At 74.0% G+C, this 14,661-nt stretch carries 12 protein-coding genes and 1 pseudogene; 1 reads left to right on the top strand and 12 read right to left on the bottom strand.

Annotation, left to right across the window (positions count from 1 at the left end; translation table 11 throughout):
• Window positions 1-48: 48 nt before the first annotated feature.
• The 11 genes and pseudogenes from ACIRFH_RS19255 to ACIRFH_RS19205 form a co-directional block, all read right to left on the bottom strand.
• A complete protein-coding gene (locus ACIRFH_RS19255; RefSeq protein ID WP_403522072.1) occupies window positions 49-888 on the bottom strand; it encodes a hypothetical protein in 840 nt (279 codons plus the stop codon).
• A gap of 269 nt (window positions 889-1,157) precedes the next feature.
• On the bottom strand, window positions 1,158-2,354 hold the full coding sequence (locus ACIRFH_RS19250; protein ID WP_403522070.1) for a VWA-like domain-containing protein: 1,197 nt from the start codon (window positions 2,352-2,354) through the stop codon (window positions 1,158-1,160).
• A 10-nt stretch (window positions 2,355-2,364) separates the two neighbouring features.
• Window positions 2,365-3,531 carry an AAA family ATPase gene (locus ACIRFH_RS19245; protein ID WP_403522223.1) on the bottom strand — a complete coding sequence of 389 codons (1,167 nt, stop codon included), beginning with the start codon at window positions 3,529-3,531 and terminating at the stop codon, window positions 2,365-2,367.
• An 89-nt stretch (window positions 3,532-3,620) separates the two neighbouring features.
• Entirely contained in the window at window positions 3,621-5,396 is a 1,776-nt protein-coding gene (locus ACIRFH_RS19240; RefSeq protein ID WP_403522068.1) for an ankyrin repeat domain-containing protein, read from the bottom strand.
• Window positions 5,393-6,526: a gala protein gene (locus tag ACIRFH_RS19235; RefSeq protein WP_403522066.1), complete on the bottom strand. Its 1,134-nt coding sequence runs from the start codon at window positions 6,524-6,526 to the stop codon at window positions 5,393-5,395. Before ACIRFH_RS19235 ends, ACIRFH_RS19240 begins: the two co-directional genes overlap by 4 nt.
• Before the next feature lie 106 nt (window positions 6,527-6,632).
• Window positions 6,633-6,708: pseudogene (locus tag ACIRFH_RS19230) on the bottom strand.
• Between the two features lie 105 nt (window positions 6,709-6,813).
• Window positions 6,814-7,704, bottom strand: coding sequence for an endonuclease/exonuclease/phosphatase family protein (locus tag ACIRFH_RS19225; RefSeq protein ID WP_403522064.1), 891 nt, complete (start codon window positions 7,702-7,704; stop codon window positions 6,814-6,816).
• Between the two features lie 93 nt (window positions 7,705-7,797).
• A complete protein-coding gene (locus ACIRFH_RS19220) occupies window positions 7,798-8,448 on the bottom strand; it encodes a thymidine kinase (RefSeq protein WP_403522062.1) in 651 nt (216 codons plus the stop codon).
• 45 nt (window positions 8,449-8,493) lie between these two features.
• Window positions 8,494-9,687, bottom strand: coding sequence for an alkaline phosphatase family protein (locus ACIRFH_RS19215; protein WP_403522060.1), 1,194 nt, complete (start codon window positions 9,685-9,687; stop codon window positions 8,494-8,496).
• Complete coding sequence (locus ACIRFH_RS19210) at window positions 9,687-10,274, bottom strand: DUF5998 family protein (RefSeq protein WP_239763714.1); 588 nt, start codon at window positions 10,272-10,274, stop codon at window positions 9,687-9,689. The genes ACIRFH_RS19215 and ACIRFH_RS19210 overlap by 1 nt, the downstream gene beginning before the upstream one ends.
• Window positions 10,275-10,476: 202 nt before the next feature.
• The gene (locus ACIRFH_RS19205; protein WP_403522058.1) at window positions 10,477-13,341 is read right to left on the bottom strand and encodes a GNAT family N-acetyltransferase; all 2,865 of its coding nucleotides are present in this window, start codon (window positions 13,339-13,341) and stop codon (window positions 10,477-10,479) included.
• A 174-nt stretch (window positions 13,342-13,515) separates the two neighbouring features.
• Here ACIRFH_RS19205 and ACIRFH_RS19200 point away from each other — a divergent pair, with 174 nt between their 5' ends.
• Window positions 13,516-13,797, top strand: coding sequence for an HPr family phosphocarrier protein (locus tag ACIRFH_RS19200; protein WP_403522056.1), 282 nt, complete (start codon window positions 13,516-13,518; stop codon window positions 13,795-13,797).
• Between the two features lie 115 nt (window positions 13,798-13,912).
• Here the strand turns inward: ACIRFH_RS19200 and ACIRFH_RS19195 are convergent, their stop codons facing one another.
• Entirely contained in the window at window positions 13,913-14,605 is a 693-nt protein-coding gene (locus ACIRFH_RS19195) for a GntR family transcriptional regulator (protein ID WP_403522054.1), read from the bottom strand.
• Window positions 14,606-14,661: the final 56 nt, after the last annotated feature.

Raw genomic sequence — 14,661 nt, 5'->3', positions numbered from 1 at the left:
GGCTCGAATACGTCAGCGAGCGGCAGCAGGCCGGCGGCCGTGGTTCATCTACCTGGAGGCGGTGTCGTCCCCGTCGGACTGTTCGTCGTAGTCCGCGGTGGAGGGCTTGTGGTCCTGCACGACCTCGACATCCTCGACTCGGAGGGTGGGTTTCGTCATGGCCAGTTCGGAAAGGTGGTTCTTCAGCTTCTTCGCCATGGGGCGGAAGGTCGCGAACGTGAGACCGCCGGAGACGACGGCACCGACGACGGGGACGGCCTTGGAGACGGCCCTTGCGAAGGTCTGCTTCGTGATCTCCTTACCGAGGTGACCGGCGATCTTCTTCACGAGGGGATAGATGACGCCCTTCGTGAGTGCCTTCTCGGGAAGCTTCTTGGCGACATGCTTCGACATCTCCTCCGAGACTTTTCCGATCGCCGTGGTCGCCGAATGGGTGCCGAACATCACGCCGACGAAGAGGGTGAGCACTCCCGCGGTCGCGTCGTCGATGTCGTCGCCGTCTCCGGAGAACAGGTCGGGCCAGCTGTAGAGGTAGGCGAGCTTCTGCGCGATGCGCAGCATGTGACCCATGTATTGCGCCAAGTCGGCGGGGACCGTGGCGGGAAGGAAGAGCAGGCCGGGCAGTCCGGCAGCCGCGGAAGCGGCGCTGACCTTGGCGGTCTCGTACTTGATGGAGTCGTTGGCCGCCTTTTCCAGAATGTCGAGGGAGATGCCCGCCGCTGCCGGGGTCTCTTCGATCGCTTGCTTGATCTGCTCTTCGGAGCAGTGGTGAGACAGCGCCTTCCGAAGGTACGCCTCCCTGTGGATGCGCACACCCGGAAGTTTCGCCGCAGCGACCAGCACCGAGGAGAAATACGACCCCGGGTCCTCTATCTCTTTACCCGCCATGAAATAAACCTGACCTTCCAGGAGGAACCACCTCCCTGTATGTCTTCAGAGTTCCGGTGAGTCGGTGAGCGGCCCTCGCTCAGGCGCGAGGGGTTGTGGGGGGGGAGGCTCAGGTGCCGGTCTCTCCGTTGATGGACCACTCGTTGGCGAAGTGTTTCATCTGGCGGAGGACCAGGTCGACGGCTTCCTTCTGCCGGCTTGCGGCGTCCCGTGCTGATCGAGGTGTCCGGCAAGCCCCGTACCGGCTGACCGGCCCGCCGCGGTCGCCGCTACCCGGGGGAGCCGGCGGGAACGCGGACCGTCTCCACCCAGGCCGGCGGCTCGGGTGCGCCGGCGCCGATCAGGGCCGCGACCAGGCGGCAGGACGGGGTCTCGGCGGGCCAGGGCGTGTAGCCGTCGGTGAGGACGACCACGATGGACGGGCGGTCGCGGGACGCGAGTGCGGCGTCGATGCCGACGCGCATGTCGGTGCCGCCACCGCCGCCGAGGGTGACCTGCTCGACGGACGTCACCCGCGAGACGGCGTGCACGTCGGCGTCGCAGGCGAGGACGGTGACGCGGTTGCCGCGGACGCCGACCTCGCGCAGCACACCCGTGATCTCCCCGAGGGCCGCCGCGAGTTCCGCGTCGCCCATCGAGCCGGACGTGTCGACGACGACGGCCACCCGGGGCAGCGGGCGGCGCAGGCTCGGCAGGACGACGCCGCGCAGCGCCGGGGTGCGGCGTGACGGGCGACGGTAGGTGTAGTCGACGGCGCCGCCGGCCCACGCGGCGGCCTCCCGGACGGCGCCGGTCAGGGCCTGCCGCCAGTCCACCGTGGGTTCCAGGACCTCCTCGGCCCAGCGCTGCCAGCCGGCGGGCAGGGTGCCGCGGGCGCGCTGGTGGGCGCGCATCGCCTCGGCGGTGTGCCGGCGCAGGGCGCGGGCCTCGGCGTCGCCGAGCGGGGCGGGGCCGGTGGATCCCGGGAGCTCCCAGGGGGCCGGGTGGCCGTGGGCTCCCGAGCCGCAGTCGTGTTCCCGTACGTGCGGGGACAGTTGGTCCAGGTACGCCTCGAACAGCTGCCCGTCGGGCAGGCCGTACAGGCGCGGCTCGACGCGTCCGGCGGGCAGGCGCAGTCCGTCGGCGAGGAGGTCGTCGTTGATCTCGCAGTCCTGGGCGACGTTGACGCGGTACCGGTCGCTCCGGCCGGCGGCGGGGAGCCGGTCGGCGCGGCCGTGGTGGTCGCGCAGCAGGTGCGCCGCCTCGTGCACCCAGACACCCGCGAGTTCCTCCACGGGCGTGGCGGCGACGAAGGCGGGTGAGACGTAGCAGCGCCAGTGGCGGTCCACGCCCATCGTCGGCACGTCAGGGCTGGGGACGACGGTCAGGGCGTACAGGGCCGACGCCAGATAGGGCCGGTCGTGCGCCGCGCGGTAGCGAGCGGCGAGCAGTTTCGCCGTGTCCGGTTTCCCGGGGGTTGCCGTCATGGCGGCCGCCTCACCGGCCGCCGGGCAGGGCCCCGGACATCTGCAGCAGCTCCAGGAACGCGTCGATGCCGGGCGGCACAGGCCAGTCCAGTCGGCGCATCGCGGCCAGGTCGGTGGCGGCCCGGGCGGCCACGTCGGGCACGCCCGCGTCCACGGCCTTGGCCAGGACCGTCCAGCCGGCCTCCCAGCGGGGCCGGGTCAGGTCGCTCTGGATGGCGGCGACGACCGCGATGAGGAAGGCGAGTTGACGGTCGCCGCGCTCGGGCAGGGCGAACGCGTCGGGGTCGGCGAGGACCCGCTCGGGGTCGGGCAGGTCGAGGTGTTCCAGGTACGAGAGCAGTTCGATGCCGGCGCCGTCCCCGACTGCGCCGGTGAGCGCGGCGGCCACCGCCTCGCGGCCGGCGCCGGTCGCGTAGCCCGTCGCGAGCAGCCGCAGCGCCATCTCCCAGGTCCGCGGGGACGGCCACGACCGGCCCCGGCTCTCGGCGTCGGCTGGCATGTGGTGGACCAGGCCCGGGCGTGCGGTGAGGAACCCGGAGACGGCGCCGCGGGCCCGCGCGACGGCGCCGGGCGCCTTGGCCGGGTCGACCGTGGGGACGGCCGCCTCAGGCCAGGTGCCGGCCATGCCGCGGGCGACCGTGGCGGGGTCGTGGGTCCAGTGGAGGTGGACGAAGCGGTTGGCGAGCGGCGGGCTGAGGTGCCAGCCGTCGGCGGCGCTGGAGGGTGGGTTGGCGGCGGCGACGATGCGCACCGCGTCGGGCAGGACGAGGCTGCCGACCCGGCGTTCGAGGACGACCCGCAGCAGCGCCGCCTGCACGGCCGGTGGCGCGGAGGACAGTTCGTCGAAGAAGAGCAGGCCGTGGCCGGCGTGCTTGAGCCGGACCGCCCAGTCGGGCGGGGCCATCGGTACGCCGGTCGCGGCCGGGTCGTCCCCGACGACCGGGAGTCCCGCGAAGTCCGACGGCTCGTGCACGCTGGCGATGACCGTCTCCAGCGGAAGGCCGAGTCCGGCGGCGAGCTGCTCCAGGGCGGCCGACTTGCCGATGCCCGGTTCACCCCACAGCAGCACGGGCTGATTGGCCGTCACCGTCAGGGCCAGGGCCTCCAGTTGGGGGTTGGCGGCGGGTTCGGTGCGGTGGGTGCGCAGCCGGGCGACGAGGTCGTCCGCGGCGGCCAGCGGGTCCGGGGCGGTGCGGCCGTTCGCTCCCGGCCCGGAGGCGGGTGCGGTGCGGGAGGCGGGTGCGGTGCGGGAGGCGGGTGCGGTGCTCAACGGTCCTCGTCCTCGTCGTGGTCCTCGTTGTCGTCCATCATCTCGTCCCACCAGTCGGCGCCGAGTCCCGGATGCTCCTTCCGTACCCGCTCCCGCAGGAAGGCCAGGTCGGCGCGCTTGAACCGGCGGATGACCTGGGCCAGCGAGTACTCGGCGTCGTCGACCACGTCGATGCGGGCGCCGGCGGCCAGCAAGGCCTCGACCAGGGCCCGGGAGCCGCCGTCGTTGACCGCCACGAACAGCGGGGTGCGGTCCCGGTGGTCCCGGGCCTCCAGGTCGAGGCCCTCCTCGATCAGCCGGGGCAGGAGGCGTTCGTGGTCGAGCAGGTGCAGGACGTGGAGCAGCGTGCGCCGGCCGGCGCCGCGTACCCGGGGGTCCACGCCCGCGTCCAGGAGCTGGAGCACCCCGTCGGTGTCGCCGTGCTGGGCGCGCAGGAACAGGTCCCGCATCTGGGCGCGCAGGGCCTTGGGCAGCCGGCCCTCCCCCGACGTCCAGGTCTGCTGGACGGCGAAGCATCCGGCGACGGCGCCGCCGAAGGCGCGCAGGGCCCGTTCGCGCTGCTGCTCCTCGTCGCTGTGCGGCATGTGCAGGAGGCCGCCCGGGCGGAAGCCCACCTCGTGCCATTCGCCCCGGCACCGGACCCGGACGGGTGCGGGCGCTGCGGGTCCCGGCGGGCCGACGGCCCCCTCCGGTACCCGCAGTGCCGGGAACAGTGCCTCGCGGACCAGGGGGTGCAGGTGTGCCGGCTCGACTCCGCCGGCGTACAGCAGGTCGAGGTCGGGAAGCCTGCGCCAGAGCGCCTCGGGCAGGAAGGGCGTGCCGTCGGTCTCCTTCCGGTCGACGGCACGGATCCGCAACCCGGCGCCGCCGGAGGACGCCGGCTCCAGCAGGATGTTCATCCGCCAGTCGAGGGCGATGAGGAAGCGGTCCCCCACCCCCTCGTCCGTCAGCCGGCGGACCTCGGGCTCCAGACGGGTGTGCCCGAGCGCGAGCCTGCGGAGGAACCATGCCGGGTCGGCCGGGTACCGCGTCCGGGTGTCCGGTGGAGTCAGGTCGGCCTCGATGCCGACCGCGTCGAGGACCGCCCGGACGCCGTCCCTGTGGTGCAGCAGGGTGGCCCATTCGGCCCGGGCCGCCGCGTCGCCGGGACCGGGGTCCGCCGTGGGCAGTTCCTCCGTCGCGCGCGGTCTGCCGTCGGGGTGGAAGAACGGCGGTCGGTCGGTGCCACCGCACCGCTCACGCAGTTCGGCGGTGCGACGTGCGTCCCACAGGTGCCGGGCGTACCGCCAGTCGTCGGTCCGCGGGCCGAAGACGCCGACGGCCTTCTCGTCCCGGACCGTGCCGAAGCGCAGGGTGACGCGCTGCGGGCCCTCCCGCATCGGCGGCGTGGTGACGTGGAGGTACGGCGTGGTCCGGGGGCCTTCGCCCGCCCGCACCGGCCGGTAGCGGGCGAGGACCACGGTGCGGTCGGTGTCGAGGGTGGTCCATCCGCCCAGGATGCGGGGCAGGTGCCAGCGCAGCAGGTCCGGGACCAGGTGACGCAGGTCGTCCGCCAGGGCCTCGGCCACCTCGTGGCCGCAGTGCCCGGCGATCTCCGGCAGGTCTACGGCGACGTCCACACCGGCCGCCGCACAGGCGCCCCGCCAGTCGCCGGCCGAGCGGCGTTCGGCCGCGCGCTCGATCATCGTCCGGGGCACCGCGTAGCGGCGGATCCGCCGCCAACTCGACGCCTCCTCCGGTGGGAAGCACGGGAGGAGGGGGCGTGCGCTCACCGGTAGACACTTCCTATCGCACCGAGGTCCGGATGGGCCCCGCGGGCGGGTCGCAGGCGCTGGTTCAGGGACCGCTTCACCTTGCGGGGCAGTCCCGGGCCGAGGCCGACGTACTCCAGCGTCGTGCCGTCCGGCACGGCCGCCAGCAGGGTCTTCGCGCCCCGCCCGGTGAGCCCGGTGTGGCGCAGTTCGAGCCGGCGCAGCGGGCTGCCGCACAGGGCGGCGGCCAGGGCGCGGGCGCCTTCGTCACCGGTGTCGTTGGCGGGGGCGCCGAGGCTCCGCTCCGACGGTGGCCGGCCCAGGTCGAGCGCCTCGATGCCGTCCAGGGCGCCGGCGAGGGCGCGGGCACCGGCGGGGCCGATCCCGTTGCCGCCCAGTCCGAGCCGTACCGGCCGTCCGGGGTCGGCCGCGGCCGCGAGGACGGCGGCGCCCTCGTCGCCGAGGTGGTTGGCGGGCAGGTACAGCTCGCGCACGCCCGCGTCCCGGACCAGCGCGGCCAGCAACCCGGCGGCGTCGGCGGTCAGGCCGTTCCCGCCGAGGAAGAGGCGTTCCACCGGGCGCGGGCGGCCGGTGAGGGCGTCGAGCAGCGCCCGCAACCCCGTGGTGGTGAGGCCGGTGTTGACCAGGTCGAGGGTGCGCAGCGTGGTGTTGCGGCGGAGCATCGCGGCGAGGGCGAGGACCCCGTCGTCGCCCACCGGATTGCGCTTGAGCCACAGGGCGCGCACGGTCGCGTCCGTCGACAGCGCGTCGGCGAGCACGGCGGCGCCCCGGGGGCCGATGCGGTTGCAGCCGAGGTAGAGCGTGTGCAGGCCGTGGTCGCCGTCGAGAGCCCGGACGACCGTCGAGGCCCCTTCGTCGCCGATGGCGTTGGTGCCGAGCAGGAGGTGCCGGGCGTGCGGCGAGGTGGCGGCGACGGGCATCAGACGGGCGGCACCCACCGCTCCGAGCCCCTGTTTGCACAGGTCGACGCGGCCGTCCGCCCGCAGGGTGCCGAGCGGGAAGGTCTCGTCGCTCTCCACCGCTCGCGCCGACCTCAGCCGGGCCAGCAGCGGGGCCAGGACGGCGGGATCGCCGATCGGGATGTCCGGGTGCTCGATCGCCGGGCAGCGCACGGGTGTCGGCTGCGTCATCACCACTCCACCGGTCCGTCGCCGGTGCCCGGCTCGCCGAGGGCGGCATCGCCCTCCGCCCGCCCGGGACGGACCGACGCCAATCGACTTTCCTCCACGACAAGGGTGGCAAGGCCGGTCGGATTCGAACCGACGTCCTCCAGCTTGATGCGTGGGCGCGACGACCTCTGCGCTACGGCCTTGCCGGGGTGATCATAACCTCGTCCGCTTTGATGCCGATCGCTTGTTCGGTGTCCTCGCCGCCGGAACTCGCAGCTCGCGTGGATTCCCCGGCGACGGCCGGTGGTTCAGCGGCCGCGCCGGTGCAGCTCCAGGTCCGTGACCACGGGGCGATGGTCCGACGCCTCGGTGGCGACCGTCCCGGCGCCGGTCACGGTGATGTCGGGCGAGACGGTGACCAGGTCGATGCGCTTGACCGGGGCGGTCGCCGGGTACGTCCGGCCGCCGTCGGGGGCGGCGTCCCGCAGGTGCCGCCACAGCGGCGCCAACTCCGGTGCCGTGGGCTCGGCGTTGAAGTCGCCGACGAGGATCTTCGGTCCGCGGTCGGCGGCCAGCACCGCGAGCATGTCCGCCACCTGGGCCGCGCGGATCGAAGGGTCGGCCCGGTAGTCCAGGTGCGTGACGTAGACGTGCGCGTGCGCGCCCCGCACGTTGACCGTCACCTCGGCGAAGCCGGGCGCCGGGGCCGGGGCCGGGTCGGAGGTCTGGGTGGAGAGCCGGGTGATCTCGTGGTTCTCGGCCGCGACGACCGGGTGGCGGCTGAGCACGGCGACGCCGTACTGCCGGCGTTCACCGCCCTCGCCGGCCGGGTCCAAATCGTAGATCGGCGCGAAGTACACCCGCATGTCCAGCTTCTCGGCCAGCGCCCGGGCCTCGTCGACGAAGTCGCTGCGCGCTCCCCAGTGCACGTCGACCTCCTGGAGGCCGATCACGTCGGCCCGCAGGGCACGTACGGCCTCGGCGGTGCGGTCGAGGTCGAAGACCTGGTCGGCGCCGGCTCCGGCGTGGATGTTGTAGGTCGCCACCCGCAGCGGCACCGCCGGGGCCCCGGCCCCGGAGGCGTCCCCGCCCAGGGCGGATGCCGGTGCCGCCATGGCGAGCAGGGCTGCGGCGAGGACGGCGACGGAGGCGCGGTGGGCACGGTGGGCGCGGACGGGACGTCGGAAACGGGGCTTCACGCCTTCTCCGATCATGTGGAAGCGGGACGGGAACAGTGACACCCATCACCTGACGCCACGTCAACCCCGCCCGTACGGCGTGGATCCCGGCGGTCAGACCGGGGTGACCGGCAGCACGTCCGGCGACAGGGCCGCCGCGCGGGCCGTCGCCGCCGTCATGCGGCGACGGTGGTGGCGTCGGCACAGGACCTCGTAACCGATCTCGTCGGAGGACTGGGTGACGTCGCCGACGACCACCTGGGCGCCCTCGACGACCATGACGCCGCCCACGGTCCGGGCGTTGTGCGTGGCGCGAGCGCCGCACCAGCACAGGGCCTCGACCTGGAGCACCTCGACGCGGTCGGCGAGTTCCACCAGCCGCTGCGAGCCGGGGAACAGCTTGGAGCGGAAGTCGGTGGTGATGCCGAAGGCGTACACGTCGAGTTCGAGGTCGTCCACCACGCGCGCGAGCTGGTCGATCTGCTCCGGCGCCAGGAACTGCGCCTCGTCCGCGATCACGTAGTCCGCGCGACCGCCCTGCGAGAGGTGGTCGACGACGTGCGCGTACAGGTCGTGCCCGTCCTCGACCTCCACCGCGTCCGTGACCAGGCCGAGCCGGGAGGAGAGCTTGCCCTCGCCCGCGCGGTCGTCGCGCGTGAAGATGATGCCCGCGAGGCCGCGCGCCGAGCGGTTGTGCTCGATCTGGAGAGCCAGTGTCGACTTCCCGCAGTCCATCGTTCCGGAGAAGAACACCAGCTCGGGCATGAGGGGTTGAGCACCTTTCGGCGAAGAGGGTCGGCGGTGGGGGGGTCAGGAGCGTACTTCGAGCAGGGGGACCAGCTGCTCGGCGGGGGTCATCGAGCCGTGGTTGCCGACCATCGACGACTCCCTCGGCTCCCGCTCGGAGGCGATGAGCAGAACGTCGTCGCGCGCGGCGGCGACCACGTCGCCGATGCGGCCGTACACCCGGTCGTCGACGCACGGGCCGAACCAGCCGGCCTCGACCGCCTCGTCGCGCGAGGCCACCCAGAACTGCTCGCCGAGCACCTCGCGCCAGCAGGTCAGCACGTCGTCGTGGGCGCCCGGGACGGCGTACACGTGCCGGGCGCGGCCCTCGCCGCCGAGCAGGGCGACGCCCGCCTTCAGCTCCCAGTCCTCGTCGAAGTCGATGCGGTGGTCCTCGTCGAAGGGCACGTCGATCATGCCGTGGTCGGCGGTGACGTAGAGGGCGCTGCGCGGCGGCAGCTGCTCGGCCAGGCGCTGGGCCAGCCGGTCGACGTGCATCAGCTGGCCGCGCCAGGTGTCGGAGTCCACGCCGTAGCGGTGGCCGGCGCCGTCGACCTCGGCGTAGTACGTGTAGACGAGGGCGCGGTCGGCGGCGGCCAGCTGCTCGGCCGCGAGGTCCATGCGGTCCTCGCCGGTGAGCCGGCCGTGGAAGGTGCCGCCGCTGAGGGCGATCTTGGTCAGCGGGGTGTTCGCGAAGGTCGGCGAGGAGACCTGGGCGGCGTGCACCCCGGCCTGCTGGGCGAGGCCGAAGACCGTGGGGTACGGCTGCCAGGCGTCCGGCGGGGTCCAGGGCTGCCAGCGCAGCTGGTTCATCAGCTCGCCGGTGTCCGGGTTGCGCACGGTGTAGCCGGGCAGGCCGTGGGCGCCCGGCGGCAGGCCGGTGCCGACGGAGGCGAGGGAGGTGGCGGTGGTCGCCGGGTAGCCGGCGGTGATCGGGCGTCCGGTGCCGCCGCGCGAGCTGCCGAGCAGGGAGTTCAGGAAGGGGGCTTCGTCCGGGTGGGCCCGCAGCTGCTCCCAGCCGAGGCCGTCGATCAGGAACACGCAGTTCCGGTCGGCGGGGGTCAGTTCCGTGATGGCCGCGGTCATGCCGGGGACGCCGAGGCCGGCGGCCAGCGTGGGCAGCAGGTCGGCGAGGGAGCCCGTGCCGTACTCGGGCACGGGGGCGGAGTCGACGGGGAGCGGTTCCGGGTAGGTGTCCCAGGTGGCGTGCTGCGCCATCAGCGGGGGGAGTCCGCGGTCGCCTCGGAGAGGGCCTGCGCGAAGGCGAGCGCCTGGCGCACCGTCTCCGGGCCGTCCCCGGCCTCGCTGACGCGCAGGCTCAGGTCGTCGGCGGTCGAGCTGCCGGTGTAGCCGTGGTCGGCCTCGCAGTTCGGGTCGCCGCAGGCGGCCGGCTCCAGGTCGAGGCGGGAGACGGCGCCCCAGCCGATGGTCAGCACGATCTCGCGGGGCAGGGTGCCCGGCTTGTACTTCTCCGGGTTGGCGACCACACGGCTGACGACGATGGACGAGATCCGGCCGAGCTTGACGGACTCGGTGGACGTCGTGGCGTAGGGCGTCGGGGAGGTGTCGTCGGCGGCCTGCTCGTCGGTGTGGCTGACGATGAAGCGGTTGCCGGTGAGGACCAGCACGGTCACGTGCCGGCGCACCTCGTTCTGGTCGAACGTGGTCTCCTGGTGGACCAGGTACGACCGGATGGGCTCGCCGCCCACGGCGGCCTCCACCGCCTCGGCCACGAGGGCCGGGTAGTAGCCGCTGCGCTCGATCGCCGCTCGCAGCCCCTGGGTCGTCGTACTGGTCTTGGCCATGCCGTCCATCCTACGGGGGCCCACTGACTGCGCGGGACGCCCGTGCGGTCCCCGGTCCGTCCCCGGGCGCCGCCCGCCGGGTCCCTGTCCGGTCCTCGCGCGCTCTTCGCGCCCTGTCCGCGGGGCCCTCCGTCGGGCCCGGCGGGGTGAGTTCGCCGGGAACCTCCGCGGGCTGGGCCCGCCTCCCCGCGCGGCCGCGCGGTCAGTACGCCGGGAGCGTACGCGGGCCGAGGTCGTCCCGGGCGGGCGGGGGCGCGAGGCGGACGGAGGCGCCGAGGACGCTCAGTCCGCGCGGGGCGACGACGACCGGCTCCAGGGTGACCGCGACGACCTCCGGGTGGTCGTCGACCAGCCGGGAGACGCGCAGCAGCAGCTCCTCCAGGGCGGCGGCGTCGACCGGGGCCGAGCCTCGCCAGCCGAAGAGGAGGGGCGCGGTGCGGATCGAGCGGATCAGGGAGGCGGCCTCCCGGTCGGTGACCGGGATCAGCCGGTGCGCCGTGTCGCCGAGGAGCTGGGTGGCCGCCCCGGCGAGTCCGAAGGAGAGCACCGCGCCGGCCGCCGGGTCGATGACCGCCCGGACGACCGTGTCGACACCGCGCGGCGCCATGCCCTGGACCACCGGCCGCAGCTCCTCGGGCCTTCCGAAGAGCTCGGTCAACTCGGCGTAGGACCGCCGCAGTTGTTCCTCGTCCGCAAGATCGAGGCGTACGCCGCCCAGGTCGGCGCGGTGGCGCAGGTGCGGGGCGGTGGCCTTGAGGGCGACGGGGTAGCCGATCGCGCCGGCGGCGGCCACGGCGTCGTCGGGGGTGGGTGCGGGCAGGGCGCGGTGGACGTGGACGCCGTACCTGCCGAGCAGCTCGCAGGTCTCCCGGTCGCCGAGGGTGAGGCCCTGTCCGCGCGCGAGGTGCGCGCCGATCAGTTCGGCTGCGCCCTTCTCGTCGATGTCGTCGTACTCCGGGACCTTGCCGGGGTCGGCGGCGTCGCGTCGCCACTGCGCGTAGGCGACGGCCTGGGCGAGGGCGCGGACGGCGCGTTCGGCGGCGGGGTAGGCGGGGATGAGGCGGGCTCCTTCCGGCGCCTGGACGGCCTCGGCGGGCGGCTCCGGCGCGCGGACGCTGTCCGGGGCGCCCGGCGGGAGGGCGCCGTCCGGGGCGCCCGGCGTGCCCGGGGGCGGGGTGTCCGAGGCGGCCTGCGGTGCGGTGCTCGCCGCGGCGGACAGGGCCTGGGCGAGGCCGCCCAGCTCCACGTGCACCACGAGGACGGGCTTGTCGGGCACCGCGGCCGCCGCCGAGCGCAGCGCCTCGGCCAGTGCCGTGTCCCCGGCCGCCCCCTCCCCCACCGTCGGGATGGCGGTCACCACCACCGCGTCGCAGGCGTCGTCGGCCAGCGCCCGGGACAGGGCCGTGTGGAAGTCCTGCGCGGAGGCCGCCGTCGTCAGGTCCAGCGGAGGGTGCGGCCGCAGTCCCTCCGACAGGCACGCGTCGTAGGTGAGCAGGCCCAGTGACTCGGAGTTCCCGAGGATCGCCACGCGTGGGCCGGCGGGCAGGGGCTGGCGGGCGAGCAGCAGTCCCGCGTCGACGAGGTCGGTGATCGTGTCGACGCGGATCACCCCGGCCTGCCGCAGCAGCGCGGAGACCGTCGCGTGCGGCAGCCGCGTCGCCCGTACGGCGTGGCCCTGCGGCGCGACGCCGCCGTGCCGGGCGCCCTGCACCACGACCAGCGGCTTGGACGCCGCCGTGCGCCGGGCCAGGCGGGTGAACTTGCGGGGGTTGCCGATGGACTCCAGGTACATCAGCGCGACGTCGGTCTCCGGGTCGTCGTACCAGTACTGGAGGACGTCGTTGCCGGAGACGTCGGCCCGGTTGCCGGAGGAGACGAAGGTGGACACGCCGGTCACACCGGTGACCCCGCCGCCGCGCCGGTGCAGCCGCGAGAGCAGGGCGATGCCGATGGCGCCGGACTGGGCGAACAGGCCGATCCGTCCGGGGCGCGGCATCTCGGGGGCGAGGGAGGCGTTGAGGCGGATCCCCGGGGAGGTGTTGATGATCCCGAAGGCGTTGGGGCCGATGATCCGCATGCCGTACGTGCGCGCCTGGCGCACGAGGGCCCGCTGGCGTTCGCGTCCCTCGGGGCCGCTGTCGGCGTACCCGGCGGAGATCACGACGAGGCCCTGCACGCCGTGTTCGCCGCACTCGGCGACGACCTCGGGCACGTGCTCGGCGGGCACGGTGACGACGGCGAGGTCGACGGGGCCGTCGATGTCGCGCACCGAGCGGCGGGCGGGCACCCCGTCGATCTCCTTCAGATCCTCGGGGAAGGCCTTGTTCACGGCGTGGAGGCGGCCGGTGTAGCCCGCGTCCCGGATGTTGCCGAGGATGCTGCGGCCGACGCCTCCGGGGGTGCGGCCGGTGCCGATGACGGCGACGGAGCCGGGCTGGAGCAGGCGCTGCACCGAGCGGGCTTCCGCGCGCTGTTCGCGCGCGTACTGCACGGCGAGCGAGCGGTCGGTGGGCTCCAGGTCGAACTCCAGGCGGACCACGCCGTCCTCGAAGCTGCGCTTCTGGGTGTACCCGGCGTCCATGAACACCTTGATCATCTTGGTGTTCGCGGGCAGCACCTCGGCGGCGAAGCGGCGGATGCCGCGCTCCCGGGCGACGGCGGCGATGTGTTCCAGGAGCGCGGAGGCGACACCCCGGCCCTGATGGGCGTCCTGGACGAGGAAGGCGACCTCGGCCTCGTCGGCCGGGAACGGCGCGGGCGTTCCGCCGGCGCCGATCCGGTCGTAGCGTACGGTGGCGATGAACTCGCCGCCGATGGTGGCCGCGAGTCCCACCCGGTCCACGAAGTCGTGGTGCGTGAAACGGTGGACGTCCTTGGCGGACAGGCGAGGGTACGGCGCGAAGAAGCGGTAGTACTTCGACTCGTCGGAGACCTGCTCGTAGAAGCTGACCAGGCGCTCGGCGTCATCGACGGTGATGGGGCGGACGCGCGCGGTGCCGCCGTCGCGCAGCACCACGTCGGCTTCCCAGTGGGCGGGGTACTCGTGCCGGTCCGACGAGGTCTGCATGGGCCCCAGAGTACGGCTCGCGTACGACAACGGCGCGGGGCAGGCTGTGGAGGACGGGAGGTCGGGCCGAGGCCGCGGTCCGACGGCCGCCCGGGCGGCGCACAGCCGTCCGGCCATGCTTCATGATGTGGGAAACTGGTCTAGACAACCTGAACACCTGAAGGGCAGCAACACATGGCTGAGCGCCGCGTCAACGTCGGCTGGGCCGAGGGTCTCCACGCCCGCCCCGCCTCCATCTTCGTCCGAGCCGCCACGGCCACAGGCGTCCCGGTGACGATCGCCAAGGCCGACGGCGACCCCGTCAACGCGGCCTCCATGCTGGCCGTTCTGGCCCTGGGCGCCCAGGGCGGCGAGGAGATCGTCCTGGCCTCCGACGCCGAGGGCGCGGACGCCGCCCTGGACCGGCTGGCGAAGCTGGTCGCCGAGGGTCTCGAGGAGCTTCCCGAGACCGTCTGACGTGACGGCCGCCGAAAGGCCCGCCCGGACTGCCGGGCGGGCCTTTTCCTGCCTCTTTTCCGGGCAGCAGAAAACAGCCCTCCGAATTACCCCTCTTTTGTATACGGCACCCGTGTTAATGCCGCGGGCTCGGCATGTTTGCGGGACGTTGCGCATTCCTCACACCGTCCGGGCCGTCGCCGGAGGAGAAGCGCAGCCGGTGCGCCGCGGCCGACCGTTCGGCGTGCAGCGCCATGAGCGCCCGCGCGCGGTCGCCGTCGCCCCGCGCCACCGCGTCGACGACCGCGCCGTACTCGGCCCAGCGCTCCACCGCACCGGGTGGCGCGTCCACGAGGTACATCCAGGCGATCTTGCGGCGCAGCTGGGTCAGCATCGCCGTGAGGGAGGGGCTGCCGGCGGCCTGCGCGAGGGTCTCGTGGAACCAGCCGTCCAGTGCGCGCAGATCCTCGCCGTGGCCCTGCCGGGAGCGTTCCCGGCCCAGCCTGACCAGGCCGCGCAACACCTTGAGGTGGGCCTCGGTGCGGCGCCGGGCCGCGCGGGAGGCGCCGAGGGGCTCCAGGAGCGTGCGGGTCTCCAGCAGGTCGGCGGCCTCCTGTTCGGTGGGCTCCGCGACGCACGCGCCCGCGTGCCGCCGGGTCACGACGAAGCCCTCGGCCTCCAGGGTGCGCAGCGCCTCGCGGACGGGGACGCGGGAGACGCCGTAGCGGCGGGCGAGCAGTTCCTCCGTGAGGCGGCTGCCGCGCCCGTGGACACCGGCGACGATGTCGTCCCGGATCGCCGTGCACACCGAGTGCGCCGGAATACGCATGTCCGACCTCCGCCCTGATCCCCGTGAAACGTCGACGATGGACGCGTGTTCCGTGA

Origin of the sequence: Streptomyces sp. NPDC093586 (genome assembly GCF_044764905.1) — a bacterium.
Classification (GTDB): domain Bacteria; phylum Actinomycetota; class Actinomycetes; order Streptomycetales; family Streptomycetaceae; genus Streptomyces.
Note: the sequence above shows the minus strand (reverse complement) of the source record. Positions and strands in the feature narration are given on the sequence as shown.

Coding starts and splice junctions, on each gene's coding strand:
- ACIRFH_RS19200 (WP_403522056.1), top strand. CDS start 13,516: ATGGCTGAGCGCCGCGTCAACGTCGGCTGGGCCGAGGGTCTCCACGCC.
- ACIRFH_RS19255 (WP_403522072.1), bottom strand. CDS start 888: ATGGCGGGTAAAGAGATAGAGGACCCGGGGTCGTATTTCTCCTCGGTG.
- ACIRFH_RS19235 (WP_403522066.1), bottom strand. CDS start 6,526: ATGACGCAGCCGACACCCGTGCGCTGCCCGGCGATCGAGCACCCGGAC.
- ACIRFH_RS19215 (WP_403522060.1), bottom strand. CDS start 9,687: ATGGCGCAGCACGCCACCTGGGACACCTACCCGGAACCGCTCCCCGTC.
- ACIRFH_RS19250 (WP_403522070.1), bottom strand. CDS start 2,354: ATGACGGCAACCCCCGGGAAACCGGACACGGCGAAACTGCTCGCCGCT.
- ACIRFH_RS19210 (WP_239763714.1), bottom strand. CDS start 10,274: ATGGCCAAGACCAGTACGACGACCCAGGGGCTGCGAGCGGCGATCGAG.
- ACIRFH_RS19220 (WP_403522062.1), bottom strand. CDS start 8,448: ATGCCCGAGCTGGTGTTCTTCTCCGGAACGATGGACTGCGGGAAGTCG.
- ACIRFH_RS19205 (WP_403522058.1), bottom strand. CDS start 13,341: ATGCAGACCTCGTCGGACCGGCACGAGTACCCCGCCCACTGGGAAGCC.
- ACIRFH_RS19195 (WP_403522054.1), bottom strand. CDS start 14,605: ATGCGTATTCCGGCGCACTCGGTGTGCACGGCGATCCGGGACGACATC.